The organism is Clostridium sp. K13, from assembly GCF_019734195.1.
Taxonomy (GTDB): Bacteria; Bacillota; Clostridia; order Clostridiales; family Clostridiaceae; genus Clostridium.
The window spans coordinates 39539-52476 of the sequence record NZ_JAASHM010000023.1 but is presented as its reverse complement, the minus strand read 5'-3'; the positions used below and the strand labels follow the sequence as shown (position 1 = coordinate 52476).

Annotated in this window: 8 protein-coding genes; 7 read left to right on the top strand and 1 reads right to left on the bottom strand. The window is 26.9% G+C overall.

Annotation, left to right across the window (positions count from 1 at the left end):
• Positions 1–213 precede the first annotated feature (213 nt).
• The 6 genes from HCG76_RS12825 (at position 214) to HCG76_RS12800 (ending at position 10256) form a co-directional block, all read left to right on the top strand.
• On the top strand, positions 214–2433 hold the full coding sequence (locus tag HCG76_RS12825) for a purple acid phosphatase family protein (protein ID WP_221700796.1): 2220 nt from the start codon (positions 214–216) through the stop codon (positions 2431–2433).
• A gap of 71 nt (positions 2434–2504) precedes the next feature.
• On the top strand, positions 2505–3683 hold the full coding sequence (locus HCG76_RS12820) for a YibE/F family protein (RefSeq protein WP_221700795.1): 1179 nt from the start codon (positions 2505–2507) through the stop codon (positions 3681–3683).
• Positions 3667–4383, top strand: a complete 717-nt coding sequence (srtB, locus tag HCG76_RS12815; RefSeq protein ID WP_221700794.1) for a class B sortase — start codon at positions 3667–3669, stop codon at positions 4381–4383. Before HCG76_RS12820 ends, srtB begins: the two co-directional genes overlap by 17 nt.
• A gap of 343 nt (positions 4384–4726) precedes the next feature.
• Entirely contained in the window at positions 4727–6811 is a 2085-nt protein-coding gene (locus HCG76_RS12810; protein ID WP_221700793.1) for an efflux RND transporter permease subunit, read from the top strand.
• Positions 6808–9690, top strand: a complete 2883-nt coding sequence (locus tag HCG76_RS12805; RefSeq protein ID WP_221700792.1) for a hypothetical protein — start codon at positions 6808–6810, stop codon at positions 9688–9690. Before HCG76_RS12810 ends, HCG76_RS12805 begins: the two co-directional genes overlap by 4 nt.
• A gap of 95 nt (positions 9691–9785) precedes the next feature.
• Positions 9786–10256 (top strand): methylated-DNA--[protein]-cysteine S-methyltransferase, encoded by a 471-nt coding sequence (locus HCG76_RS12800; RefSeq protein WP_221700791.1) that lies wholly within the window; start codon positions 9786–9788, stop codon positions 10254–10256.
• Between the two features lie 61 nt (positions 10257–10317).
• On the opposite strand, the gene HCG76_RS12795 is transcribed toward HCG76_RS12800, so the two are convergent.
• Positions 10318–10986: a hypothetical protein gene (locus tag HCG76_RS12795; protein ID WP_221700790.1), complete on the bottom strand. Its 669-nt coding sequence runs from the start codon at positions 10984–10986 to the stop codon at positions 10318–10320.
• A gap of 196 nt (positions 10987–11182) precedes the next feature.
• Here HCG76_RS12795 and HCG76_RS12790 point away from each other — a divergent pair, with 196 nt between their 5' ends.
• Positions 11183–12937 carry a sensor histidine kinase gene (locus HCG76_RS12790; protein ID WP_221700789.1) on the top strand — a complete coding sequence of 585 codons (1755 nt, stop codon included), beginning with the start codon at positions 11183–11185 and terminating at the stop codon, positions 12935–12937.
• Position 12938 lies beyond the last annotated feature (1 nt).

Genomic DNA, 12938 nt, shown 5'->3' with positions numbered 1-12938 from the left:
AGGGAGGATTCGAATTCGAATCCTCCCTTTCTTATTCGGCTAGTATCAAAAGTTATTTTGATACAGCCCCTTTTTTAGTTAATTTAATGTTAACTATTTTTTAAATATGTAAATTATATGGAGATATAAGTTAATAAGTGTTAAAAAGGCACATGAAAGAAAAAGTTTGCTATATAATTCCTTTTGTAAGTAATTACAAGGGGGAATATTAAAATGATAAAAAGAACTAAAAAAGTAATGGCAGCTTTAATGGTTGCTATAATGATGATCACAACAAGTTATACTGTATTTGCTGCAGAAAATGATGGGTGGACAGAAGCACCTTATACTGAAGCTGCACAGGGAGGAGCTTGGGAAGCTTGGTGTGAAAAATGGGAAACAATTAAAAATGATTGGACTCAATTATCAATAACACCAGGTAAAAATGCAACAGAATTAAATTTTGCTTGGTATTCTGAAAAGGAAGAAACTTTACCAAAAGTAAAAATAAGCAAGAGTACAGATATGAGTAATTCTATTGAATTTGATGGAACTCAAAGTAGAGCAGTAACTAATAAAGAAACTAAAATAGAGTATGTATCAAATAAAGTAACTGTAACAGGTTTAGAAGAGGATACTACATATTACTATAGTTATGGAACTAATGAAAATTGGAGTAGTCCTGTAGTAATTAACACTCAATCTACTGATAGTTTTAGTTTTTTCTTAGTTGGTGATCCACAAATAGGTTCATCATTAAAAAATACTCCAACAGGTGAAACAGAAGCTATAGGACAAGATAGATCAGTAAGAAACGATAGTTTTAACTGGAATAATACAATAAAAAAAGCATTATCTTTAGTTCCAAATGCAAGTTTCATGATTTCAGCGGGAGATCAAATTTCAATAAGAGATAAAAAAGCTAATAATGAGCAGGCTCTTGCTTATACAGAAAATGAAATTGAATATGCAGGATATTTAAGCCCAGAACCATTAAAGTCATTACCAGTTGCAACAACATTAGGAAATCATGATGCGGTTAGTGGAAATTATTCTTATCATTTTAATAATCCTAATACTAGTACTTTAGGATCAACAGTAGGGGGAGGAAATTACTATTATACGTATGGTAATACCCTATTTATTATGTTAAATACTAATAATACAAATGCAGAAGAACATAAGCAGTTTATAGAACAAGCTGTTGCTGAATCAGGAGATGTAACATGGAAAGTTGTAACTTTACACCAAGATATATATGGATCAGGAGAGCATTCTAATGAACCTGAAATTGCAGAATTAAGATATAAATTAGTTCCAATTTTTGAGGAAAATGATATTGATGTTGTTTTAACAGGGCATGATCATACTTATGCTAGATCTAAAATTTTAAAAGGTGGAGTAAAGGAGGAAAGTACATTCTTAACAGATGATGAGTATGAAGAATTTTTTGATATAGAATTTGAAAGTGATTACACTGAATTAGTTGAAGATGAAAAGTATTTAAGCTATTTAGAAAGTATTGAAGACAAGAATGCTATAGAAACAGATTTAAGTATAAGAGGAGAAAATATTTCAAATCCAGAAGGAATATTATATATAACTGCTAACTCAGCATCTGGTAGTAAGTATTATAACAATGTGCCAAGACAACAAGCATATATTGCAAATAGATGGCAAGAAGATGTTCCAACATTTTCAACTATAAATGTTGATAATGTAAGTTTATCAATTAGCACATATAGAACGGATAATATGGAAAAGATTGATGAAACAGTTACTATTATTAAATCAGTTGAATATGGAAATTTAGTAGATAAAATTGAAGAGGCAGAAGCTAAAAGTGCAGAAAAAGAAATTTATACATCATCAACATGGACTGTATTTGAAGCTACTCTTTCAAATGCACAAAAAATAGCTGCAGATTCAGATATAAGTGAAGCAGTGATTTCAGAAACTTATGGTAATTTGAAGGCTGCTATAGATCAACTTGTATTAAGAGGTAATGTGGAGGTATTAAATAATGAAATTGCAACAGCTGAAGAATTAGCTAATAAGGCTGTAGTTGGAAATAAAGTTGGAGAATATCCGCAAGAGTCTAAAGATAAATTATTATCTGAGATTGAGGAAGCAAAAAAAGTATGTCTATCTGATGATGCTAGTCAAGTAGTTGTAGATGAGGCTATTTCTAAACTAAAAGAAGCAGTGGAAACATTTAAAAAGAAAGTAGTTACTAATAGTGGAGTTTCAGGTGGAATGGATAATAATGGAAGCAACAACGGAAATAATAACGTAAATAACAATAATGTAAGTAATAATGGTGCTGTAAATAAACCTAATAGTGGAGTAAATACTGGTGACAATTCTAATATATTAGTATATGGAATTTTAACTGCAGCGATAGTTGGAGTAGTAGGTTTAAACTTTAAAAGAAAAAAAGAAGTAGTAAAATAGGATTAAACATGGAGTAAGCTCAAAATAACTTATTACTTTTGAGCTACCTCTATATAATTTGGAGGAGTATTATGTTAACAGATTTATTAAAAAGTAGAAAGAATATAAAAAATAATATTATAGTTGGTATTATTATTATATTATTCTTTTTCTTTCTATACTTTTTTAATAAAATTGAAAAGGTAGAACTAATCAATAGAACTGGGACAAGTTATGAAAAAGCTATTGTTGTAGAAATTATAGAAGACAATCTTCAGGAAGATGGTACAAGGATTGGCTATCAAAAGGTTAAATTAAAAATATTAAGTGGTAATTTAAAGGGAAATATATTAGATGGAACAAGCTTTGCAGGATACTTATATGGTGCAGATTGTACTATAGGAATGAAGGTTATAGCAAGCATAAGTGAATATGATGGCAATGCTTCAGTATCAGTATATAGCTATGATAGGTCTAATATTATTTACGTATTTGTAGGACTATTTTTACTTATGCTTTGGATTATAGGTGGGAAAAAAGGATTTAAATCAGCAATAGGATTAATGTTTACTTTTATCTGTATAATATATCTGTTTTTACCTATGTTATATAGAGGATATTCTCCATTTTTATCAGCAGTAGTTGTAATAATATTAATAACAATAGTTTCATTATATTTAATTGACGGAATAAGCAAAAAGTCAATTTCAGCAATGATTGGAACTATAACAGGGGTAATAATTTCAGGAGTATGCGCAGCTGGATTTGGAAATATAGCTAAAATATCAGGTTATAATGTAGCAGAGGTTGAGGAGTTAGTGTTTATATCAAATAATACTAATCTAAAAGTTGGGGGAATATTATTTGCTGCTATACTTATTGCATCATTAGGAGCTGTTATGGATGTAAGTATGTCTATAGCATCAGCAATGACTGAGATATATAGTCACAACAATAATATAGGCAAAAAAGATCTTTTCAAATCAGGAATAAATGTTGGAAGAGATATGATGGGAACTATGTCCAATACATTAATATTAGCTTTTACTGGTGGTTCTATAAATACATTGATTTTAAATTATGCATATGCATTAAAATATAACCAAGTTATCAATATGTATCAAATTGGTATTGAAATAATGCAAGGAGTTTCAGGAAGTATAGCTATAATATTATCTGTTCCATTGGTATCTATTATTTCATCTTATTTATTAACTTTTGAAAGAAAAAAGTATTCTAAAAGTGAGATATGTTATGAAGATAAAATTTAAAAATATAATTAGTTTTCTATTATTTATAATAATTATCATATGCCTTACAACAATATTAAATAAAAATTATAAATATAATAAATCAAATAAAGCATATCAAGAAATTAGAGGAGTAATCAATAGTTTGGAATATAGTGATGAAGTTGATATTAAAGATAATAAGTTAAAAGCCATTAATCCAGAGTATAAGTTTTGGATTAATATACCTAATACAGTAATAGATTATCCAGTAGTACAAGGTTCAGATAACGAATTTTATTTAAAAAATAATTTTTACAAGAAAGATGATATCGGTGGTGCCATTTTTATTGATTGTGAAAATAATATTTTAAAAGATAAAAACTTAATTTTATATGGGCATAATATGAGAAATGGAAGCATGTTTTCTGATATAAATAAATTTAAAGAAAAAGAGTTCTTTGATGAAGGAAAAATACTTATAAATAAAGATAATAGGAATTATTACTATGAAGTATTCTCAGTATTTGTAGAAAAGAGCGAAAATATTATTTTAAAAAATAGTTTTGATAATAATGATGAGTTTAATGATTATATTAATAATTTAAAAGAAAAATCTATGTATAATAAGGAAAATAAAATTAATGAAATTTCAAGTATAATTACATTATATACTTGTAGTTATGAGTTTGATGGAGCAAGAACTATAGTATCTGCTTCATTAGTAGATAAAGAGGACTAGTTTTAGTCCTCTTTTTATTTTTTGAAAAAGTGTAATTGTATTAGAAATTTATAAATAAATTATTAATTAGATATTATTTTTCTTAAGTAGAATTTTAAACAAGTTGTTAAATTTTAATTAAGAAAAATAAAATGAAAGGCTAGAAGCTAGAAAAATCAAGGGTTTCAAAAGAAGAAAATAAGAACAAAAGATAACTCGAGGAAAATAAAGGAAAATGCCTATGAATAGGATATAAATACTGTTTTTAATTAAAAAACAGGGAAAAAAATACAGAAAACTGAAATTGAAAAAAAAGTTTAAAGAGTATAAAGTTTAGAGAAGAGGAGAATGGGGGGATAACAGGATGAAAAAAATATCAAGGGCAATAGCCAAAAGTAGAATTTTTATTTTGATAGTAGCCATTATTTTATTAATACCATCTGCAATAGGATATTTTAATACAAAAGTTAATTATGATATCTTGAGTTATTTACCAAATGATTTAGAAACAAGAAAAGCTCAAGCAATATTAAAAGATGATTTTGATTGTGGGTCCTTAGCTATGTTAATAATTGAAGGTATGGATAATAAAGATGTAGCTAAACTAAAGGAAAAAGTAGCTAACGTTGATGGGGTATCTGAAGTCATATGGGTAGATGATGCACTAGATATATCTGTTCCTAAAGAAATATTACCGGCTGAGATAAGAGATATGCTTTTTTCAGATGATTCAACACTTATGATTGTTAAGTTAACTGATACTGATGCAAGTGAAGCAACTGAAAAAGCAATAGAAGAAATAAGAAGTATTACAGGTAAACAAGCATTTTTAAGTGGAATTGGTGGTGTAATAAAGGATACTAAAGATTTAGCTGATAAGGAGACACCTATTTATGTTTTAATAGCTGTTATATTATCAATAATAATTTTAAGTTTAACTATGGAATCATTTATAATTCCAATTATATTTATGTTAAGTATAGGTATAGCAGTAATTTATAATATGGGTACAAATATACTGTTTGGAGAAATTTCATATATAACAAAAGCCTTATCAGCTGTATTACAACTAGCAGTAACAATGGACTATTCAATTTTTTTACTTAATAGATATGACGAAGAAAGAATAAATCAACCAAATAAGACGGAGGCTATGGCAATTGCAATAGAAAAAACTATATCATCTATTGCAGGAAGTTCATTAACTACAGTCGCTGGATTCTTAGCCTTATGTATTATGGAATTAGGATTTGGAAAAGATATTGGGTTTGTAATGGCAAAAGGTGTTGTATTTGGGGTTATATGTACTATAACAGTATTACCAGCAATGATATTAACATTTGATAAGCTTATTCATAAGTATAAGCATAAAACTTTACTACCAAGTTTTAAGAAAAGTTCAGTATTTGTAATAAAGCATCATAAATTATTTGTTATTGTTGGAGCAATTGCTTTGATACCAGCCATTATAGGAAATAATAATACAAAGGTTTATTATAATTTGGATGAATCATTACCAAAGGATTTACCTTCTATTATAGCTAATAATAAATTAAAGTCAGAGTATAACATGATGTCAACTAATATAATTTTGGTGAGAGATGATTTAGAAGGTTATAAGGTTGATCAAATGATTGATGAATTAAAGTCTGTTGAAGGAGTAACATCAGTAGTAGGTTTAGAAGATATATTAGGTCAAAGAATTCCTCAAACTTTTATACCAAAGGATTTATTAGAAAAAATAAAAAATGGTGGATATGAAGAAGTAATGCTTAACTCAGAATATAAGGCGGCATCAGATGAGGTAGGTGTTCAATTAAAGAAAATAAATAATATTGTTAAAAAGTATGATGAAAATGCATTAGTAGGTGGTGAGGCACCATTAACAGAAGATTTAATTACAATAGCAGATAGTGATTTTAATAGGGTTAGTGTAGCATCAATTTTAGCTATATTTATAATAATATTATTTGTATTTAAATCAGCGATAATTCCTATATTGTTAGTTTTAGTAATAGAATTAGCTATTTTTATAAACTTAGGAATTCCTTTCTACATGGGTACAAGTATTCCATTTATATCATCAATAGTAATAGGAACTATTCAATTAGGGGCAACAGTAGATTATGCAATATTGCTAACATCTAGATTTAAAGAAGAGCTAGCTTTAAATAGTGATAAGAAAAAAGCAATGACAATAGCATTACAAAGTTCATCAAGGTCAATTGTTACTAGTGCATTAACTTTTTTTGGAGCAACTGCAGGTGTAGGAATTATATCAGATATGGAAATGATAAGTTCCTTATGTACTTTAATGGCTAGAGGCGCAATTATAAGTATGTTTATAATACTATTTGTATTGCCAGGAATATTATTACTTTGTGAAAAGTTAATAGTTAAAACAAGTAAAACTTTTGTTGAATGTGTTGAGGGAGGAAAAAAAATATGAGAAAAGGAATATCAAAAAGATTAGCATGTTTAGTTGCATTAATAACAGTTACAACTAATTCTGTAGCTTTTGCTCAAGAGATTAAAAAGGATGAAACTGTATATGTAATATTAGATGAAAATGGAAATCCAACAGAACAAATAGTTAGTGATTGGATTAAGGGAAGTGAAGCTTTAGGAGAATTTACAGATAAGTCAACATTAACAGATATTAAAAATGTAAAAGGTGATGAGGAGCCAACTAAAAATGGAGAAAATTTAAGTTGGAATATAAATTCAAATGAGCTTTATTATCAAGGTAAGAGTAGTAATAAATTACCAATAACTATTTCAGTTAATTACGAATTTAATGGTAAGAAAGTAGATCCTAATGATGTTTTAGGAAAAAGTGGTAAATTTAAAATTTCAGTTAATATTAAGAATAATGAAAGTAAAACAGTTTTTATCAATGGAGAAAAAAGAACAATATATCTACCGTTATTAACAGCAGCGGAACTTACTTTGTCTAATAGCAATTTTAAGAATGTAGAAATTACTTCAGGTAAAGTTCTTAATGATGGAAATAATTCATTAGTAACTTTTGTTACAATACCAGGCCTTAAAGAATCATTGAATTTAGGAGGTTTGTTAGATGATTTATTAGGAAGTAGTAGTATTGATTTAGAAGATTCATTTGAAATTACGGGAGAAACAGAGAAATTTGAAATACCTGCAATAATGGTACTTGCCACTACTTCTAGTGAAGATATAGATGAAATACAAGGAATAGATAAGCTTGATGACTTAAAAACTGCATTAAATGACTTGCAAAAGGGCGGAGAGGATTTATTAAGCGGCTCTAAGGAGTTATTAGATGGGCAGACTGATTTAGCAAATAGTTATTCTATATTTGATTCAGGGGTAGATACTTTAAATAGTGGTGCAATTGAATTAAAAAATGGGATAAATAAATTAAATAGCAATGTTCCAACATTAGTAAGTGGTGCTAACTCATTGAACAGTGGAGCTAGTGAATTAAATACAAAGTATTCACTATTTGATACAGGTGTATCAAGTTTGGCATCAGGTGCAGGAACTTTAAATGATGGAATTAATAAATTAAATGGAAGTGTTCCAACATTAATAAGTGGTGTTGATTCATTAAATAGTGGAGCTAGTGAATTAAATACAAAGTATTCACTATTTGATGAAGGTGTATCAAGTTTAGTGTCAGGTGCTGAAACTTTAAGTGGCGGAGTTGCTACATTAAATGCAAAAACTCCAGAGTTAAATAATGGTGCAAATGAGCTAGATAAAGGTGTAAACCAACTAAATGAAAAGTATGTAGAATTTGATAATGGAGTAAAAGCAATATATTCAGGAGCACAAGATTTAAATAATGGGGTAAAGGAATTAAGTAGTAAGGCACCTATATTAATTAAAGGAATAAATGATATAAATAAAGGACTTGCTAATATAGAATCACAAAGAGAAATGTTTTTTGGTGGAGTAAGTAGTTTTGTAAATGGAACAAGTGAAGTTGAGAAAAAATACGAAGAGATTGATGGAGGAATAAAAGGTGCATTATCTGGAGCGGAAGAATTAAGTAATGGACTTTCAGGTGGAGTTTCAGGACTTGATACACTTATAAATTCAGCAGCACAGTTAGATGACCTTGCGGCACAGTTAGATAATATTGCTGCAGGCTTAGCAGAAAGTAACCCAGACCTTGCAGAACAGTTAGTTGCTATAAGTTCAGGTGTAAGTAATGTATCATCAGAACAAAATTTAGGATTAGTACAAGTGAAAAATGGAATTGAACCTGCAACACAAGGGGCAAAAAACTTAAAAGAAGGATTATCAAATCTTTCAGATAATTCAAGTCAATTAGTTAGTACTTTTCAAGGTGTAGTGAATGCTGGAGCGGAATTGACAGCTGGAGCAGAATTTATGTCTCAAGGGATAAAGTCACTTTATGATGGAAGTAGTCAATTAGCTGGAAGTACAGGAGATTTAGAAGAGGGAATTACAGCATTATTAGATGGAAGTAATAGTCTTGCAACTGGAAGTACTACTTTAAATAATGGATCAACACAAATAAGTGATGCAATGGGACAACTTTCTGAAGGAAGTAGTGAGTTAGCAAAAGGTACAGGGTCTTTGTTAGAAGGTACAAAAGCTTTAGAAGAAGGAAGTAGTACATTAGTAAGTGGTGCTAAGGAATTAAATACTAATTCTAAATTAATAAGTTCAGGAATAGGAGAATTATATGATGGAACAAATAAATTAGCAGAGGGCGGAAAGACATTAGCTGATGGAGCTAATGCTTTAGCAAGTGGTAGTAATTCATTATTAAGTGGCGCAAATGAGTTAAATGTTAATTCTAAATTAATAAAATCAGGAATAGGAACATTATATAATGGAACAAACCAATTATCAGAAGGGGGAAAGACATTAGCTAATGGAGTTACTTCTTTAGCAGAAGGTGGGAAAACATTAGTAGATGGTACGTTAACATTAAAAGATAATTCTAAAAAGATATTAGATGGAACTGAGAAGCTTAAGAGTGGCACACAATCACTATATGATGGTGTTGATAAACTGAAATCTGAAGGGTTAGACAAAATTAATGAAGAAGGTAGTAAGGCTTTAGATAGCATTGATGGATTTAGTGATGTTAAGGATGAATTAGTTAAAATATCAAAGGATTATGGTGTATATTCAGGTTTGTCAAATGATATGACAGGATCTGTTAAATTTATAATGAGAAGTGATGCAGTGGAAAGTAGTAATAGTAAAAATGATACTAATGAAATAAATGTAGAAGAAAATGAAAAAATTACAGATTCAGATAGTAGTAATAAATCATTATTTGAAAAAATTAAGGATATATTTAAATAAAAATAATAGGAGCGTGAAATTAAGCATGCTCCTATTATTTTATAATGATATAATAATTTATATTAATAATTATTATAAGAAAGGTCAATGTTATTATGAGTTTTAGTTATTATGATAGTGAACTAGGAAAAATTAAAATTGAAGTAGAAGATAAATATATAATTGGAGTTAATTTTGTTAGTGATATTGATTTACCAATGGATGAAATAAATAATGAAAATGAAAAAAGTATAATAAGTAAATGTAAGAATCAATTAGAAGAATATTTTAATGGAGAAAGAAAGAACTTTGAATTAGAAATTAAATTTATAAAGGGTACAAATTTTCAAAAATGTGTTTGGAGTGAATTATGTAAAATTAATTATGGAGAAACCCTTTCTTATAAACAAGTTGCTGAAAGAATAGGAAAACCAAATGCATATAGAGCTGTAGGTGGAGCAAATAATAAGAATCCAATTGCAATTATTGTGCCATGTCATAGAGTTATTGGAAAAAATGGAGCAATGGTAGGATATGCAGATGGAATAGATAAAAAAGAGTTTTTATTAAAACTAGAAAGAAAATAATTAAATTTATAATTGGGAAAAGCTAACTAATTTTAATTTTTAAATTAGTTAGCTTTATATTTTAATTTGATAATTCTTCAAGATTATTAAGTAAGAGTTTACTATTATAACTTATTAGAAAAGTAAAAATACTACTAGCAAATAGAATAGTTGTTCCAGGACTTACTTCAAATAAAATCATACAGAATAAAAGAATTAATATATTTGATATAGTTATAAGAGGTCTAGTAACAGCAAGTATTAAGGCGTTTTTTATCAAAGCATAACTCTTTAGTGAAAACCTACTTATTAATAAATAAATGTATGGTGTTATTAATAATAATATAATAAATAATGTTATAAACATACAATTAAATAATAAGCTAAATTCATATTGTGTAAAGAATCTGACATTTATTGATAAAATAAATATTATAAATAACTCACAGCACCATAATAAAATCGATTGTTTTATATTTAGTTTTATTCCCATATATATGTCATAAAATAAATCTAAATCTTTATATTTAATTATTTTATTCATACAGTAGAATAAAACAGTTATTGAAGGCATTAATGGAATTGAACAAACTAGAAATAATGGTAAGTAAGTTACAACTTGATCTAAGCCAACAAATAGAAAAAATAATACTAATGGTGTATTAAAAATTAGAAAAAATATATTTAAGCAAAAAAACCAAAATATATAATTAAAAAAGTCTAGTATTTTTTGAAGATTAAACGTATTCATAAAGTCACATCCTTTGGTATTTTTATAAGACAATTATATTTTAATAAAGGAGTTATATAAAGTAAATTGTTGATAAAAGTGAAAAATTTAAATAAAATATATAATTTTTCCATTAGAAAAACTTTCGAAAATTTTATATATATGGTTTAATATTTATAGAATAACTTAAGGAAAAAATATAGGTATGGGTAAAATCATGAGAATAAAAAATGGAACAATGTATAAAAAAATAATTATAATTTATACAAGTATATTGGTTATAGTAATATTAATTTTAGATGCATTTTTTGCAGGAAAGGTATTAAATAATATACGAGAGAGTCAATTATATATAAATGATAAAGTTATTTATGATATTAATGAAGAACTTATAAATATTAATAATGCAGTAACTATAGCAACCACAAATATGTATAGAGACAATGATATAATTACAGATATTATAGATTTTTTAAACTTTGATAATATAAGCTATCTAAAAAATAAATTAGATAATTATGCTATGAGTAATGATAGTATTTATAAGGGAGTAGAGTATTTTGTAGAAGGATGTATAAATTTAAATCCCAATTTAGAAAAAATAGAATTTGTTAGTTATAGTAGAAATGAGGTTACCTCTTTTAATAGAGACAAGAAGACAAGATATGAAAAGATCACAAAGGAGTCAATTGAAGAGAGATATAAATATAAAAATACTTTAAAAGATAAAAATTATATTTATAATATTAGAGAAATTAATAATCCGTTAACATATAAAAATGAAGGGGAAATAGTATTTGTATTTAATTTAGATTTTATAAGTAAAATTTTAGAAAAATATGATAATAAGTATGAGACTTTAATTTTAAATAAAAATGGATTTTGTATTTATGATTCAACTGGAAAATATACAAATTCTCACTATCCATATAACGATGGATTAATAATAGGAAAAAATCAATTTTATTTAGAGGAGAATTATAGTATTAATTCAATATATAATAATTTAGATTTAATAACCATTGGAAGGATAAAGAAAAAGAATACAATAAAATTGCCCATATCATTTCATATATCAGTGTTTTTTATAGACGTAATTGTATTTGTGATTGCAGAAATTTTCTTTTACTTTAAGATTAAAAATATTAGTGATAGAATGAATAAACTTTTATTAGCTATGGATAAAGTTAAACAAGGTGATGTAAATGTTGTAATTCCAGTAGGAAAAGAAGTTGATGAAATAAATATTATTTCGGAAAATTTTAATGAGATGTGTACTCAATTAAATGATTATATAGAAAAAAGTTATGTATATGAATTAAATGAAAAAAAAGCAGAAGTAAATCAGAAAAAAGCTGAGCTTATGGCATTACAAAGTCAAATTAATCCTCATTTTTTATATAATACTTTAGAATCAATAAGAATGAAGGCTATATGCAATGGAGATAAGGAAGTTGGTAAAATGCTTTATATTTTAGCATTCTTATTTAGAAGTCAATTAAAGGATAAGGATATAATATCTATTAAAAATGAAATAGAATATTGTGAAAAATATTTAGAAATTTTTAAGTTTAGATATGAAGACAAGTTTGAATTTAATATAAATTGCCCTAAAGAGATTTTAGATAATCAAATAATAAAATTTACAATTCAACCATTGATAGAAAATTATTTTGTCCATGGAATTAGATTAGAGGATGATGACAACAAACTTACCATTTCGATTGAAGAAGTAAATGATAAAGTTTTAATATATATTGAAGATAATGGAAGAGGTATAGAAGATGAAAAATTATTACAAATGAATAGAATGTTAACTGATAAATATGGGACAGGCCAGTCTATAGGAATTACAAATGCAAATGAAAGAATAAGAATTTTATATGGTAAAGAATATGGTATTAAAATTGAAAAAGCAGTAGAAAAAGGGTTAAAAATTATAGTAACAATACCAAGTAGAAAGGTTGATTAGA

Bases quoted from the DNA above. Each gene is read 5' to 3' on its own strand.
- HCG76_RS12825 (WP_221700796.1), top strand. From the start codon at position 214: ATGATAAAAAGAACTAAAAAAGTAATGGCAGCTTTAATGGTTGCTATA.
- HCG76_RS12820 (WP_221700795.1), top strand. From the start codon at position 2,505: ATGTTAACAGATTTATTAAAAAGTAGAAAGAATATAAAAAATAATATT.
- srtB (WP_221700794.1), top strand. From the start codon at position 3,667: ATGAAGATAAAATTTAAAAATATAATTAGTTTTCTATTATTTATAATA.
- HCG76_RS12810 (WP_221700793.1), top strand. From the start codon at position 4,727: ATGAAAAAAATATCAAGGGCAATAGCCAAAAGTAGAATTTTTATTTTG.
- HCG76_RS12805 (WP_221700792.1), top strand. From the start codon at position 6,808: ATGAGAAAAGGAATATCAAAAAGATTAGCATGTTTAGTTGCATTAATA.
- HCG76_RS12800 (WP_221700791.1), top strand. From the start codon at position 9,786: ATGAGTTTTAGTTATTATGATAGTGAACTAGGAAAAATTAAAATTGAA.
- HCG76_RS12795 (WP_221700790.1), bottom strand. From the start codon at position 10,986: ATGAATACGTTTAATCTTCAAAAAATACTAGACTTTTTTAATTATATA.
- HCG76_RS12790 (WP_221700789.1), top strand. From the start codon at position 11,183: ATGAGAATAAAAAATGGAACAATGTATAAAAAAATAATTATAATTTAT.